Below are 14,656 nucleotides of genomic sequence, written 5' to 3' on the forward strand. Positions count from 1 at the left end.
CTGCATCCATCATTAAGCCATCACTTTCTCAGCAAATTGGCGCATGCGTTCCACAACTTGCGCAAAGGCTGCATCTGGCAACGGTTTTTCGCCACCGATCAAGCGCGCATTGAGGATTAACTCTGCTGCTTCATCCAGTGTAGTCACTATTTGTGCAGTGTCAAGGGGTGTTTTCCCGAAAGCAAGTAAACCGTGATTGGCTAACATCAAGGCTGGGAGATGCGGATGAGATTTTACGATTTCAATAATTCCGCCGACTGACTCAGCGGATCCGCGTGGTGCCCATGGAACGACAGGAATCGGTTCGGTAATACCAAATCGTAACAGGGGTTCATAAACAACAGGGATCGGTTGGTGTGCAATCGCAAAGGTTGTGACATGTGGCGCATGATTGTGAATCACACCGCCTACAGACGGGCGTTCTCGATAGACAGCCGCATGCATTTCAATCACTTCTGCGAGGACTGGCTCTACATGGCCTTCGACAACGGTTCCGTCAAGATTGACAATCGCAAAGTCCTCTTTTTCTAATTTGGCAATACTGCCGCCACGCGTAATAACCATCTGATCTTCGCCAAGTCGAGCAGAAAGGTTGGCGTGTTCCCCTTTAAACATCACACCAGCTTGAAATAATTTGTGAGCGACTTGGACAAGCTCTTCGCGCAATTGATCAGCTGTTTGCTTCCTCATTTGCAATGTCCTCCTTTAGAGTGAGTTACATAATGATAGGGGTAAACCCTTGTTTGATATACTCTGCGATACTTGGATGACCATTGATTGCGTGGAGCGCTGTGATTCCAGACTGCAATACAGGGTCAGCAACGCCCATTGCGGTCGTGCAATATTCACAAACGCCAGTAATGACTCCTGCTTCTTTTAGTTGTTGGTACAATTTGTGAGTTGGACGATCAGTGTTTGTGATAAATCCTGCAAGCGATTTTACGCCAGCACCGTCAAAGATCATTTGTACTTGAATGCCAGCGTCATGCAGTTCTTTTCCATACATGAGTGCGTGCGCAGCTTTTGCACCTTCTGTGTCAGAGGCGTGAACGATAATGATAAATTTTTGATTCAAAATTCTCATCCTTTCGTAGATCATGATGATAAAATCATTGTACTGATAATAACAGTATATGTCAAGCAAGATTCCGAGAACTCATTTACAGTATGAAGGATTCGATACAAACTATCCAGGAAGAGATTTTCTGGAAAACTATTTTTTTCAGGAGGAAAATATCAGCAAAATAGCGAATAAAACGAATCAGAGAAGAAGCATGGCTTTTTTAAAATAGGAAAAGGGGTGTTGATTTGAAAAGTCAAAAAAAGTCTAGTGTTGTCTTGCTGAGTCTGCTGTTTACTTTGCTTACTGCGCCAGTAGCAATGGCGCAATCCACTGTGCCTTCTCAGTCATCGCAACCTATGCTTGTAGCGCTCGGTGATTCCATCACCTTTGGATATAACCTTGGCAATAATAAAGCACCTTCTAAAGAAGCGTTCCCGTATTTAATAGGAAAAGCAAAAGGGTATCGTGTCACTGACCTAGGAGTACCGGGGTTTACATCCGAAGATCTGCTCAAAGCATTAAATTCTCCACAGTATACAAAACAGATTCAAAAAGCGAGTGTGATTACACTCGATATTGGCAGCAATGACATTTTACAGCCAGCCATCAAGGATGGATTACTTACTACAGGTAATTCTAATGGATCACTTACAATTGCACAAAAAATTCAATTTGCAAATGCAATTACATTGTTTGGGCAAAATCTTCATTCGATTCTTTTGAGAATTCATTCGTTGAATCCACATGCACGGTTGGTCTTGTATAACATTTATGATCCGATCCCGCTTGCTTTGCACCCGTTGCGTAGGACGAGTGAAAAACTAATTCAAGCAGAAAATGTAGTGATCAGCGCAGAAGCTAAACAAGAGGGAATTTCTGTAGCAAATGCGTATCAGGCGTTCAATTTGCATTTGGCGACGTATGTAAAGCCTGGCCATGTACATCCGACTCTTGCTGGCCAAGAGGAACTCGCAAACTTAGGCTTAACAATCTTATCAAGGCCTATTCCGGTTCCAGATTATCAAGACAAGGTGAATTTCGTCTTTGATTTTCTAGCGTTGCTAGGAGAAAGTCCTGATGCTACAGGACACTCCCCATTTAAAGATGTTCCTACGCATTCTTACTTTTGGGGATATGTGCATAAAGCCTTAGATCTGCACTTGCTTTCCCCACAATCAGCCACAATCTTTGGAGCTGCTTCCGATGTGACGCGCAGTGAAGCGGCTGACATCGCGGTGCGTTTTCTTCACATCCATCTGCAAAAAGGTGAAAGTGCATTGACGTGGGCGAATCGCACTGGATTATTTGCGGATTTAGGCGATTTACCAGATATGACCTTGCGCGATGAAGTATTTTTTACGGGCAGAGTCGCTGCTCTTGAAACGCACACAGAACAAGTTTTGCCTGCTACTTGGCATATGACAACAGCTGCGGCAGATATCTTGCGCGAAGCCCTGGCCAAGAGTTCAACGGCTCCCTATATGCAAATGAATGCAAGTTTGATTTTAAAGTTTGGCGTTACATTGACCCAAGCAGGAAAACAGGATCAAGCGATACAAAGTGTCGTACAGGATATGCAGAATCTTGTTCACATGAACATTCAAACGGAAAAAGGATTTGTGGATGGGAAAAAAGCACTCCATGTCGTGGTTACGGTGCTTCCAAGTGCTCCTGCTGATTCAACGGCCATGCCTGCGATCAATCAAGTGGAAGAGTATCTAATAAATGGAAAACTGTATTTAAACGCAGGCTCTGGGTGGGAAGTTGTTCCTGGATTGCAGAACATGCAGAAATTACTATCCGAACAAATGGGGGGCGCAGCGTTTGCGACGGGAATGCTCAAAGATATGAACGCGTTGCAGATTGCAGATGGCTATCAATTTGCTGGAAGTTTAAATACAAAACAGCTAGATCAAATGCTAAAAGGTATTCTGTCAACTTTTCCCTTCCAAGTTGATCAAACAGGAGGAGCATCTTCCTCTGCAACAGAACAATGGCTGTCTACAGTATTGAAAGATATGGAGACGCGGATTGTATTTACAGTTTTAAAAACTTCAGATGGATTTGAAATGCGTGCGCAGCAGATGCATGCAACAATGCGCTTGCCAGTAGCTAGTTTGCTCGCATTAGGTGGTCAAAATACAAGTGCAAAGGCGGAATTAGAAAAAGATATTCAAGATTTTACAATCGATGAGCATCTTACCGCTGCAATGACTTACAACCGTACTCCGATAATGGTACCGAGTCAGTTCACAGCATAAGGGTAGGAGGTCTGGAAGCTAGAAATGATGAAGAAGGCAAATCGTCGATTTCTCGGCAATTTGCCTTCTTCACATTGTATAACATTTTTTTGTTAAAACATGATATGATTTGTGAAGAAGAAAAGAGGTGAATACGTATTCATCCGAAGCAAAGGCAGGACGCCTTATTACTATTAATCGCGAAACATGGTTTCTTGTCTGTTCGAGAGTTAGCTGAACAGCTTCAGGTTTCTGAAATGACAATCCGACGAGATTTGCGTGTGCTTGAAGAGAAAGGTCTTGTAGATTCCGTGACAGGCGGCGTTGAAGTATCGCGCAGTGCAAATGAACCCTCTTTTCATGCGAAGCGCTTATTACAGCAGGCGGAAAAATGGGCGATTGCCAAAGCTGCGTTGAAATGGATTGAACCCAATATGACCGTCGGGTTTTCTGCAGGGACGACGACGTGGATGTTAGCCAATCGGATGACCGGGTTTCGCGACCTTACATTTGTCACAAATTCTACGAATATTGCGCTTGAGTTAAGTCAGCGTGGGTGGTCAAATATCATTTTGTCAGGCGGATATTTTCGCACACCTTCTGACGCTTTAGTGGGCCCGCTGGCAGAGCGATCATTGCGCATGTTGCATGTGGATGTACTCTTTCTAGGGGTGCATGGTCTTGATGTCGGACAAGGACTCACGACGCCGAATCTCTCTGAAGCAGCAGTTGATCGACTTTTTATGGAGCGGGCAAGTAAAGTGATCGTCTTGTGCGATCACACGAAATGGGGGATAAGGGCGCTTGCGCACATCGCAAATCTGGATGAGGTGGACTTGGTGATTACTGATGATGGGGTGAGTTCTCACGCAGTGCGGGCGCTTTCTGACCACGGGATTGAGGTCGTAATCGCACCATGTGAAGAACTGCCTAAGGCAATGAAGTTTTCGGAAGAAAGAAGAGATCGGTGATGACAGAACTGCGTTACAATCCTTTGTTGCAAGACTGGACGATGGTAGCTGCAAATCGGCAAAATCGGCCGAATTTACCTCTGGACTTTTGCCCGTTTTGTCCTGGTTCCGGGAAAGTACCGGAAAATTATGAGGTCTATATCTATGAGAATGATTTTCCGACACTGTCTCCTCATCCTGCAGAACCTGATGATGTGTCGACCGGGCTCTATAAAACAGCGCCAGCTTACGGGAAGTGTGAAGTGGTCTTGTATTCACAGGATCACGAAGCATCGATTTCCAAATTAAAGGTTACCCAGATCCGCAAAGTCGTCGATGCATGGACGGAGCGATTTGTTGAACTAGCGAAAGATCCGCTTCATCAATATGTGTTAATTTTCGAAAACCGCGGCCGTGAAGTAGGGGTGACAATGCCACACCCGCATGGGCAAATTTATGCGTATCCGTATGTTCCTTTAAAACTGGCGACGGAGTTAAATGCGACAAAGGTGCATTACGAACAGCATGGGGAGTGTTTACTCTGTGCGATGAATCGAGAAGAACAGACATTTGCAGGGCGAATGATTCTTGAAACCGATTATTTTACAAGTTATATTCCATTTTTCACAGATTATCCTTATGGTGTTTTTATTGTGAGTAAAGCTCATAAAACGGCACTGCCGGATTTTACGACTGCAGAACGCAATGATCTCGCACTCATTTTAAAGCGCGTCACGGCAGGAATGGACGCTCTATATCTGCGTGATTTTCCTTATATGATGGTTTTGCATCAGCGCCCTGTAAATGGTGCGGATGTGGAGTTGCATTATCATTTCCATATTGAGTTTTATCCCCCCCTTCGATCAGAAGACAAATTAAAATATCTCGCTTCCTCAGAAACGGGTGCATGGGCGCCTTGCAATCCGACTGCTGTTGAAGAAACGGCAGCCATCTTACGGAGTGCCGTAGCGAGAGCGACGAATGAGAAAGGGGAGATGCGCGATGAGTGATTCGTTGCTCTTGCAAGCATTAGAGTCGTTTCTTGCATTCTCTCCTGGACCGCAAGAGGAAGTGCGTGTGTTTTTTGCACCTGGACGCGTAAATCTAATCGGCGAACATCTCGATTACAATGGTGGATATGTTCTTCCGGCTGCATTGACGCAAGGGATCTGGTTGTTTGTGCGACCGCGCAGGGACAACCATGCGCGTTTTCGCTCACTGCATTATGAGCGCGCGGTGGATGTGCGGCTCTCGCAACTGACTTATGATCGCCGCGATGATTTTGCGAATTATCCAAAGGGCGTGTTATGGGCGTTTGCTGAAAAAGGATTGACGATACAAGGAGGCGATTATTTCTTTGCTGGGAATTTGCCTAGTCAAGCAGGGCTATCGAGTTCAGCAGCTCTAGAAATGGTCACTGCTTTCGCTGTCAATAAGCTGGTTGGGGACCCACTTTCTCTTACCCAGTTAGCGTTACTTGCACAGTCAGCGGAGAATCGTTTTGTCGGAGTAAATTGTGGCATTATGGATCAATTTGCTGTTGGACTTGGCAAGTCTGGTCATGCGTTGCTTTTGCAAACTGCATCGTTGCAGTATGAACACATTCCTTTTTTGGCTGAAGGGATCCAAATTGTGATCACAAATACCAACAAGCGTCGAGAATTGACAGATTCTAAATACAATGAGCGCCGTAAGCAGTGTGACGAGCTGTTAAAACAGGTGCAACAAGTTGAACCTTATGTGCGCGGGTTGGCGGATGTGACTGAAGCGATGTGGGAAACGATAGCGCCTCGTTTGCATGATGCGATTCTAGTCAAACGCGGTCGCCATGTGGTTTTGGAAAATGCGCGAGTAATTGCTGCAGCCGCAGCATTGCGCAATAAAAACCTGCCGTTGTTTGGTTCCCTGATGAACGCTTCTCACGAGTCGCTGCGCGAAGATTATGAAGTAACTGGGCGCGAATTAGATGCACTTGCGACGGCTGCTTGGGAAGCTCCTGGTTGTATTGGTTCACGTATGACAGGAGCAGGATTTGGCGGTTGTACGGTAAGTTTAGTGGAAACAGGAGCTGTTGACACGTTTCAACGGGCTGTTCACGAATCGTATTTGCAATCGGTAGGACTTGAACCAAGCTTTTATGTGAGTGACTTTGGCGATGGAGTGCGTGAAGTGACAGAGGAGGTATTTGCCCTATGGCAGTGTTAGTAACGGGAGGAGCAGGGTATATTGGCAGTCATACAGTTGCTGAGTTAAATGAACACGGGTTTGAGGTTATTGTTCTTGATCATCTATTAAACGGACATCGTCAGGCGCTTTTTGGAACCACCTTGTATGAGGGAGACATCGCAGATCACAAGTTGATTGCTGAAATAATTAAAAAGCATGCCATTGATACAGTTGTGCATTTTGCGGCAATGTCTTTGGTAGGAGAAAGTGTGCAAAAACCGTTGGATTACTATGAAGCAAATGTTTGTAAGACCCGCGCTTTACTTCAGACATTGGCTGAACTCGGTGTGCAGCGGTTTGTGTTTTCTTCTACAGCAGCAGTGTATGGGGAGCCGGTACAGGTGCCGATTAGTGAGCAGCATCAAACGTCTCCCACAAACCCTTACGGAGATACAAAACTTTCTATCGAACACATGCTTCGTTGGTGCTATAACGCGTATGGAATGCATTCAATTAGTTTGCGCTATTTTAATGCTGCAGGCGCGCATCTCACTTTGCCAATTGGTGAAGACCATCGCCCAGAAACGCATCTGATTCCACTTGTTGTGCAGGCTGCATTGGGTCAGCGTGAACATGTGACAGTGTTTGGAGAGGATTACGAGACGAGAGATGGTACTTGTGTACGCGATTACGTCCACGTTATGGACTTAGCGTCCGCCCATCGGTTGGCTGTAGAACGGCTAAGACATCAACAAGGAGTTGACGTATTTAACTTAGGCAATGGCAAAGGCTTTTCGGTCAAAGAAGTAATCGATGTGGTCAGTCGAGTAACAGGGAGAACGGTGCCAACAATCTATGGTGCCCGTCGAGCAGGTGACCCTGCTGTTTTGGTGGCATCTTCTGCCAAAGCAAAAGAACAACTAAACTGGGTTTTGCGGCACAGCGATCTTGAAACCATTGTATCTTCCGCTGTGAATTGGCATTCTCGTCATCCCGGGGGATTTAACGAATGAATCGAAATGAGAAAGAGGACGTGGTAGATCTCTATGGGGATCGAGCGCACACGGCCGTTTTGCACAGACGTGTGGCGCAATTGTTAGAAGAATACGCTTTAGATGCGATCGTATTGCAAACGCGCGCAAATTTTTCCTGGCTAACAGGGGGGCGTGATAATCACATCGTCAATGCGTCAGAGACGGGTGTGGCGTCACTTGTCGTTTTCCCCGATCGCATCGTCTGTGTAACGACAAGTATGGAAGAACGGAGGATCAGAGAAGAAGAGATCGGTGCACTTGACATTGAAATCATTTCTGGAGATTGGACTGTAGGTATTCAACCTCTCTATGAGCGCCTGTTCAAAGGTAAAAAAATCGGTGCAGACACTTTATTGGCAGGTACTACAGATGTCACTGCGCCATTGGCACGCGCAAGGCGCCCTTTCACTGCGTTGCAAATCAAACAGTACCGTGCGGTTAGTCAATTGGCTGTGCAAGTTTTAGAAGAAACAGGAAAATCGCTTTTACCAGGTATGCAAGAACACGCCATTGCAGCGCGAATATCTGCAAATGTGATGGCCTTGGGTGCGTCTCCGATTGTGACACTTGTTGCGACTGATGATCGCATCTTGCGTTATCGCCATCCCATTCCAACTGTACAGGTACTTCAACGCGATGCAATGCTTGTCTTGTGTGCGCAAAAATATGGACTTGTCGCAAATGTAACACGTTTTGTGCATGTTGGCCGCATTGCTCCTGAATTGCGTGACCGCCAAGAGCGATGCACGATGATCGACGTAAAAATGAATGCTGCTACACGGCCTGGTGTACGTGTTGGTGATGTCGTTGCCACAGGTCTAAAAGCTTATGCAGAGGCTGGTTATCCAGATGATTGGAAGCTTTTGCATCAAGGGGGCCCCACTGGGTATTTCTCTCGTGAATATTTTGCGACCCTTGACTCTGACGATGTGATTCAAGAGGGCGAGGCATATGCTTGGAACCCAGCTCTTGCAGGATTTAAATCCGAAGACACGTTACTTGTCGGCGCGTATCACAATGAGTTTCTCACGCACAGCGGGAATTGGGTTTACCAATCCATTTCATACAACGGAGAGGTGTTTCAACGTCCGATCATCTTGGAAGTTGAATGAAAGAGGGAAGGGTAAAACTGGATACGCGATTTCTTTGATATCTAGTAAAGTATAATTATAATAAAATCATAGACTCAGCATGTTGCGTGTCCAGCTTACATACAATGCGGCATTGGAGTATTTCAGCTAGGTGCACGGTGGGGGTTTTATGATGAAGCGAAAATGGCTGACCTATTTCATTGTCGTTGGTGCAACTCTTGGTTCTGCGGTATTCATCACGGCGGCATTTGCTTCGTCTAATGCGCGCGCAAAACAGTGGATGACGACAGGAGACATGATGACAGAAATCACGTCACTTGCGGCTCCTCATTACGCTTTTGAGACCGCGTCGAATAAAATGTGGGATGCGATCATGTTTGATCGTGACAATGGCTGGCTCCACACTCTTTCGGCGCTCAATTCGTATACACTGAGCGTCTCGCAACCGTTTACGCGCAAAGAAGCCGCTGCATTAGTCGTCGCGATGTTTGGAATCAAGTTGTCTCCTAAATCAACGCCACTCGCGTTTGCAAAGCAGGCCGGATGGTTTCGCACGATGTCGGCAGGCCCGTATTTTACCATACAGTCAGCTCAGGCATTTATGCAAAATGTCATGAACTATGTACTGCAAAATAAGCTTACTCCTCATTTTAGCGCAGTTGGTTTTGCGGATTTACACCATGCATCGCTGTCTACTCAAGGAGGTTTTATGGCGGCTTTGCAAAGTGAAGTTGGACGTGTTTTGCAAACTCCTTTTGTGCCATCCACATGGTGGAGGGGCTGTGTCGTCAAACCTACACAAAACGTAACTGCACAACAAGTGGCACAATGGATTCACAGATTTGCTCTGCATACGCAATTTCCTGTTTTCCTCAATCATCTGGACACAGATCCATATCTGTGGGCGAGTCAATTGTCATTGTTTCACGCGACTGCGATTACGGACCCCGATCACATACTTACAGCCCAAGAAGCGAAACAGATCATCGATAATCTAAATTCTCTGATGAAAGGTCAATTGCCAAGCGCATCTGGGAAATTCGTTCCAATGCCCGTGCGCCAACTCTTACCTGTCAAAGTAATTAGCCAGTTACCTGAGTTGCCCAATGGGTGTGAAGTGACTTCGCTTTCCATGTTGTTGCAATTTGAAGGGATTCCGGTGACAAATATGACACTGGCGAGTGAAATTGCGCGGGCGCAGACGCCGCTTGTTGAAGATCAAGGTCAGGTAGTGCGTTGGGGGAATCCAAACGATGGATTTGTCGGGCATATGTCAAGACAGCCAGGGTTTGGAGTGTATAACGGACCCATTGCACAGTTGATGGAGAAATATTTGCCAAATGATGTACTCAATTTAACGGGAGCTACAAAACAGACAATTTTACGTGTATTAGCGAGTGGCCGACCTGTAGAAGCTTGGACGAATGTGTATTTTCGACCTGTAACAGATTTTGTGACGTGGATGAGTGATCATGGTCCGGTTCGAACAACGTTTGATGAACATGCGGTTGTGCTTGTCGGGTATGGGAAACACAGTGTCTATCTAGATAATCCACTCACTGGAGAAGAAGCAGAGCGAGTTAACGCCAAGTTGTTTTGGGCCAGCTGGATACAGATGGGGCGACAAGCGGTTACTGTAAAACAAAACACACAGGTAGCTGTCGAACAAGAAGAGGCACATTAAACTTCCTCAAAATGCCACTTTTGATGTAACCACATAAGTACCTCAGGGATATACTTTTGCCAAAAACCCCAAATATGCGTGCCTGTTTTCTCCTGATAGGTGATCTGAAGCGCTTTGTCTTCGAGCAGTGCTTTCATTTCTCGATTGGCTTGTAAAAAATTATAGTGGCCGCTTGGCGTCTCTACATCTTGTTCCTGTTCGCCTACAATCATGTACGCGGACATTTTGTGTGTCAGGGGGATTCGGTTTACATAGGTCAATACTTCTTGATAAAAAGCGCCGGAAAAGAGGATGAGCTGCTCAAAAAGTTGAGGATTTGCAAAAACTAATTCTAAGGTGACAACGGCCCCGAGTGAAATTCCTGCCATTGCTCGATAGAATCGCTCTTTGTGTATAGCGTAAGACTGTTCAACGAATGGGATGCACTCTTCGATGACAAATCGCGTATAAGCGTCGTTGCGTTGTCCAAACAGGGCATAATCATCAGCGCGCCGTTCGTGGTTGACCGCAATTCCAGCGATTAGGAAGGGTTTCAATTTTCCTTGTGCGATCAGGTCGGCCGCAAAAGTTGCGATTCGTCCGTGAGAAAAAAATTCATTTCCATCATGGCAATAAAGGATAGGATAGGATTTATTCTCGTCATAATCCGGAGGCAGAAAAATTTTCACGGTTCGTTCTTCTTCTAGGTGAGCACTGTATAGAGTATGTCCGATGATTCGACGTTTTGGTGTGTCCATTCGTTGTTATCTCCTTTACATGAATGATACAGAGAGTTTAAAAGGTGAAATGTTTCATTGTATGTTAAGTGATTTGAAAAAAAGAAAATGTTTTTGTAACAGATTGCGGTTAAACTAAAAAGAAGTTCGCAAGTTTTTAACATCTGTATTATACTATAAACAGACACTGTATTATTTAAGTACACGATGCTTGACTTGTGATTGTATGACACTACCTTTGAGGTGAACGCACATGAGCGCTGTAGCGCCTACAAAACCCAGCACTTATCTCCAAGTTCTCGATATTGAAGGAAATGTTGTGAACCCTAGCTTAATGCCAAATTTGACCGATGAGCAACTGCGTACGCTCATGCACAAAATGGTCTTTACGCGCATTTGGGACCAGCGCGCGATTAAACTTACACGCCAAGGACGACTTGGTTTTTATGCGCCAGTCGGCGGGCAAGAAGCGAGCATGATTGGCAGCGAAGCTGCAACTGAGAAAGAAGACTTTTTGTTCCCTAGCTATCGGGATATTCCGCAGGCAGTCTGGCATGGTTGGCCTTTGTATCAAGCATTTCTCTATTCGCGCGGACATCAGCATGGCGGTCAATTCCCCGAAGGGGTGAACGTCATTATGCCACAAATTATCATTGGCGCACAAATCGTTCAAACGACAGGTACTGCACTTGCGTTTAAACTGCGCCAAGAGAAGCGTGTCGCTTTTACTTATATCGGAGATGGAGGAACATCGCAAGGCGATTTCTATGAGGGCATTAATTTTGCAGGTGCTTATCGTGTGCCGGCGGTGTTTGTTGTACAAAATAATCAATTTGCCATTTCCGTTCCTGTAGCTTTGCAAACAGCGGCCGAAACACTTGCTAACAAAGCCGTGGCAGCGGGCATTCCTGGAATTCAGGTGGACGGGATGGACGTCCTTGCGGTGTACAGTGCCATGAAACAAGCGGTAGATCGCGCGCGTGCTGGTGAAGGGCCGAGTTTGATTGAAACTGTAACTTTTCGGTATGGCCCGCACACGATGAGTGGGGATGATCCTACACGCTACCGCACAAAAGAACTTGAACAGGAATGGCAACAAAAAGATCCGCTTGTTCGTTTTCGCAACTTTTTACAAAGGAAGAACTTATGGGCGCAAGCCGATGAAGAGCGCGTAATTGAGGAAGCAAAAACGGCTGTGAATGATGCGCTAGCAAAGGCAGATGCTTATCAGAAGATGACGATTCCTGGGCTCATTGACAGTATGTTTAAAACGCTGCCTGCGGATCTGCTTGCACAGCGCGCCGAATTTGACTCTTAGGGTGGGATGTTTGATGGCACAATTGACCATGATTCAAGCGATTACAAATGCACTGGATTTAGAATTAGCCCGCGATGAAAGGGTTTTGTTATTTGGGGAAGATGTCGGACAAAGTGGTGGGGTTTTTCGGGCGACGGATGGTCTGCAAAAAAAGCATGGGGTACATCGTGTTTTTGATACGCCACTTGCCGAGTCTGGTATTGCGGGTCTCGCGACTGGGCTTGCCGTACAAGGGTTTCGGCCAATTGCGGAAATCCAATTTTTCGGGTTTGTATTTGAGGCGATGGATGAGATTGCAGGTCAAGCGGCGCGCATGCGATATCGATCGGGAGGGCGGTATAGTTGCCCGATTGTATATCGCGCGCCGTTTGGCGGGGGCGTGAAAACGCCTGAATTACACGCTGACAGTCTAGAGGGCATCTTGGCGCAGACACCAGGGATTAAGGTGGTCGTCCCATCTAATCCTTATGATGCAAAAGGCTTACTTATCTCGGCGATTCGCGATGATGATCCGGTTTTCTTCTTGGAACACATGAAGTTGTATCGTTCATTCCGCCAAGAAGTTCCAGATGAGGCTTATACCGTACCGATTGGGCAAGCTAAAGTAGTGCGCGAAGGAAAAGACGTTACGTTAGTCACTTATGGTGCGATGGTGCACACGGCGGAGAAAGCGGCTGAAGAGTGGGCTAAGACGAGGGGTATCCAAACAGAAATTATCGATTTGCGCACAATTCGTCCTATTGACATAGAGACAATCGTTAATTCGGTGAAGAAAACACATCGTGCGGTTGTTTTGCAAGAGGCTCAAAGAACTGCGGGTGTAGCAGCGGAAGTGGTTGCTCAAATCAACGAACAAGCGATCTATTATTTGGAGGCACCAGTTCTACGGATTGCCCCTCCAGATACAGTGTACCCGTTTGCAATGATTGAAGATGAATGGTTGCCAACGCCTAAACGCGTGCTAAGCGGATTGGAAAAAGTATTTAGTTTATAAGATAGATTCGTGGTTGAATGAAGAGGTGAACCTAAAATGGGGCTTTATGAATTTCGTTTTCCTGAGTTGGGAGAAGGACTACACGAAGGGCGTATTGAAAAGTGGTTAATAAAACCTGGGGATGAAGTAAAAGAAGATGACGCAATCGCTGAAGTGGAAAACGATAAGGCGATGGTGGAATTACCTAGTCCTGTAGATGGGCGTGTGATTGAACTTAAAGTGCCTGATGGCAGTACGGTTGTCGTGGGCGATTTGATTATTTTATTTGAGGTCGCAGGCGAGGGGAATTCTGATGCGACAGTGCTTGCGGATGAAAAAGCATCCGCCGTACAACAGGCGGGTTTAGAGAGTGTAGCACAGAGAGTCGAAACGGCAAGTCCCGTTTCACAACCGGTACAAGGGAGTACGAGTACACCTGTACCCAGTTTTACACAAGAAATCCTTGCAACCCCTGGCGTGCGTAAATTTGCGCGCGAACAAGGGGTGGATATCGCGCAAGTGCGTGGAACAGGCGCTCACGGTAAAGTGACAAGAGAAGATGTAATCAACTTTCTTCAAGGCCAATCGACGCTGGAGAATCATGGTGTTCAAACAGTTGAAGCACCACGAGAGACAGAAAAGCCCGTGGCTAAAGTGGATACGCAAGAAATGGCAGTTACAACCACTGTAACAACAGGTGCGAGTGGCAATTTGACGACCCTCGAAGAGCGTGTGCCCTTGCCTTCAATTCGCAAGATCATCGCGCAGGCAATGGCGAAATCCAAATATACAGCTCCTCATGTCACAATTATGGATGAGGCAGATGTCACAGAACTTGTGAAATTTCGCCAGGAAATTAAACCGCTTGCAGTCGAACGCGAGATCAAAATGACATATCTCCCCTTTATCGTAAAAGCGCTTGTTGCGACTGTGAAGAAATTTCCTCAGTTAAATGCTTCATTTGATGAAGAAAAACAAGAGTTGGTACTAAAACGTTCCTATCATATTGGCATTGCAACAGATACGGATCGTGGCTTACTTGTCCCTGTCATTGGTGATGCAGATCGCAAAAACATGTGGATGATTGCGCAAGCGATTGACGATTTGGCAGGACGCGCTCGTTCGGGTAAACTAATGCCAAACGAGATGAAAGGCAGCACGATTTCAATTACCAATATTGGTTCAGCGGGCGGGATGTTTTTCACTCCGATTATCAACTATCCAGAAGTAGCGATACTTGGTGTGGGACGCATAACAGAGCGCCCTGTGATGAAAAACGGCGAAGTGGTTGGCGCACAGATGATGGCCTTATCACTTAGCTTCGATCATCGGATTATCGATGGGGCGCTTGCACAGCACGCGATGAATGAACTGAAAAATTTATTGGCAAATCCGCGTTTGCTGCTGTTGGAGGTGTAATA

13 protein-coding genes are annotated in these 14,656 nt (G+C 46.1%); 10 read left to right on the top strand and 3 right to left on the bottom strand.

The features are described 5' to 3' along the window. Positions 1-12: 12 nt before the first annotated feature. Together BM613_RS02905 and BM613_RS02910 are read right to left on the bottom strand one after the other, a co-directional pair. Positions 13-690 carry a class II aldolase/adducin family protein gene (locus BM613_RS02905; protein WP_109429674.1) on the bottom strand — a complete coding sequence of 226 codons (678 nt, stop codon included), beginning with the start codon at positions 688-690 and terminating at the stop codon, positions 13-15. Positions 691-715: 25 nt separating this feature from the next. Next, positions 716-1,075, bottom strand: a complete 360-nt coding sequence (locus tag BM613_RS02910; RefSeq protein WP_181362852.1) for a DsrE family protein — start codon at positions 1,073-1,075, stop codon at positions 716-718. A 233-nt stretch (positions 1,076-1,308) separates the two neighbouring features. On the opposite strand from BM613_RS02910, the gene BM613_RS02915 reads away from it, so the two are divergent. The 7 genes from BM613_RS02915 to BM613_RS02945 all read left to right on the top strand — a co-directional run bounded on the left by BM613_RS02915 (position 1,309) and on the right by BM613_RS02945 (position 10,228). Next, the gene (locus tag BM613_RS02915) at positions 1,309-3,324 is read left to right on the top strand and encodes a GDSL-type esterase/lipase family protein (RefSeq protein WP_109429676.1); all 2,016 of its coding nucleotides are present in this window, start codon (positions 1,309-1,311) and stop codon (positions 3,322-3,324) included. A gap of 137 nt (positions 3,325-3,461) precedes the next feature. Further along, positions 3,462-4,274: a DeoR/GlpR family DNA-binding transcription regulator gene (locus tag BM613_RS02920; protein ID WP_281267815.1), complete on the top strand. Its 813-nt coding sequence runs from the start codon at positions 3,462-3,464 to the stop codon at positions 4,272-4,274. Beyond that, positions 4,274-5,263, top strand: a complete 990-nt coding sequence (galT, locus tag BM613_RS02925) for a galactose-1-phosphate uridylyltransferase (RefSeq protein WP_109429678.1) — start codon at positions 4,274-4,276, stop codon at positions 5,261-5,263. The genes BM613_RS02920 and galT overlap by 1 nt, the downstream gene beginning before the upstream one ends. Further along, on the top strand, positions 5,256-6,458 hold the full coding sequence (locus tag BM613_RS02930) for a galactokinase (protein WP_109429679.1): 1,203 nt from the start codon (positions 5,256-5,258) through the stop codon (positions 6,456-6,458). Before galT ends, BM613_RS02930 begins: the two co-directional genes overlap by 8 nt. Beyond that, positions 6,446-7,432, top strand: coding sequence for a UDP-glucose 4-epimerase GalE (gene galE, locus BM613_RS02935; protein ID WP_109429680.1), 987 nt, complete (start codon positions 6,446-6,448; stop codon positions 7,430-7,432). The genes BM613_RS02930 and galE overlap by 13 nt, the downstream gene beginning before the upstream one ends. Continuing rightward, complete coding sequence (locus tag BM613_RS02940) at positions 7,429-8,565, top strand: M24 family metallopeptidase (RefSeq protein WP_109429681.1); 1,137 nt, start codon at positions 7,429-7,431, stop codon at positions 8,563-8,565. Before galE ends, BM613_RS02940 begins: the two co-directional genes overlap by 4 nt. 151 nt (positions 8,566-8,716) lie before the next feature. Next, positions 8,717-10,228 (top strand): C39 family peptidase, encoded by a 1,512-nt coding sequence (locus BM613_RS02945; protein WP_181362853.1) that lies wholly within the window; start codon positions 8,717-8,719, stop codon positions 10,226-10,228. Here the strand turns inward: BM613_RS02945 and BM613_RS02950 are convergent. Continuing rightward, positions 10,225-10,965, bottom strand: coding sequence for an alpha/beta hydrolase (locus BM613_RS02950; RefSeq protein ID WP_109429683.1), 741 nt, complete (start codon positions 10,963-10,965; stop codon positions 10,225-10,227). The two genes, BM613_RS02945 and BM613_RS02950, sit on opposite strands and share 4 nt — an antisense overlap. Positions 10,966-11,197: 232 nt before the next feature. Here BM613_RS02950 and pdhA point away from each other — a divergent pair, with 232 nt between their 5' ends. The 3 genes from pdhA to BM613_RS02965 are packed head-to-tail and all read left to right on the top strand — an operon-like array spanning position 11,198 to position 14,654. Next, entirely contained in the window at positions 11,198-12,262 is a 1,065-nt protein-coding gene (gene pdhA / locus BM613_RS02955; RefSeq protein ID WP_109429684.1) for a pyruvate dehydrogenase (acetyl-transferring) E1 component subunit alpha, read from the top strand. Positions 12,263-12,275: 13 nt separating this feature from the next. Then, the gene (locus BM613_RS02960) at positions 12,276-13,256 is read left to right on the top strand and encodes an alpha-ketoacid dehydrogenase subunit beta (RefSeq protein ID WP_109429685.1); all 981 of its coding nucleotides are present in this window, start codon (positions 12,276-12,278) and stop codon (positions 13,254-13,256) included. A 36-nt stretch (positions 13,257-13,292) separates the two neighbouring features. Continuing rightward, the gene (locus tag BM613_RS02965; protein ID WP_109429686.1) at positions 13,293-14,654 is read left to right on the top strand and encodes a dihydrolipoamide acetyltransferase family protein; all 1,362 of its coding nucleotides are present in this window, start codon (positions 13,293-13,295) and stop codon (positions 14,652-14,654) included. The last annotated feature ends 2 nt before the right edge of the window (positions 14,655-14,656 follow it).

It is taken from the genome of Sulfoacidibacillus thermotolerans (genome assembly GCF_003144315.1).
Classification (GTDB): domain Bacteria; phylum Bacillota; class Bacilli; order Alicyclobacillales; family SLC66; genus Sulfoacidibacillus; species Sulfoacidibacillus thermotolerans.

Bases quoted from the DNA above. Each gene is read 5' to 3' on its own strand.
- galE (WP_109429680.1), top strand. From the start codon at position 6,446: ATGGCAGTGTTAGTAACGGGAGGAGCAGGGTATATTGGCAGTCATACA.
- galT (WP_109429678.1), top strand. From the start codon at position 4,274: ATGACAGAACTGCGTTACAATCCTTTGTTGCAAGACTGGACGATGGTA.
- BM613_RS02930 (WP_109429679.1), top strand. From the start codon at position 5,256: ATGAGTGATTCGTTGCTCTTGCAAGCATTAGAGTCGTTTCTTGCATTC.
- BM613_RS02960 (WP_109429685.1), top strand. From the start codon at position 12,276: ATGGCACAATTGACCATGATTCAAGCGATTACAAATGCACTGGATTTA.
- BM613_RS02905 (WP_109429674.1), bottom strand. From the start codon at position 690: ATGAGGAAGCAAACAGCTGATCAATTGCGCGAAGAGCTTGTCCAAGTC.
- BM613_RS02945 (WP_181362853.1), top strand. From the start codon at position 8,717: ATGAAGCGAAAATGGCTGACCTATTTCATTGTCGTTGGTGCAACTCTT.
- BM613_RS02950 (WP_109429683.1), bottom strand. From the start codon at position 10,965: ATGGACACACCAAAACGTCGAATCATCGGACATACTCTATACAGTGCT.
- pdhA (WP_109429684.1), top strand. From the start codon at position 11,198: ATGAGCGCTGTAGCGCCTACAAAACCCAGCACTTATCTCCAAGTTCTC.
- BM613_RS02940 (WP_109429681.1), top strand. From the start codon at position 7,429: ATGAATCGAAATGAGAAAGAGGACGTGGTAGATCTCTATGGGGATCGA.
- BM613_RS02965 (WP_109429686.1), top strand. From the start codon at position 13,293: ATGGGGCTTTATGAATTTCGTTTTCCTGAGTTGGGAGAAGGACTACAC.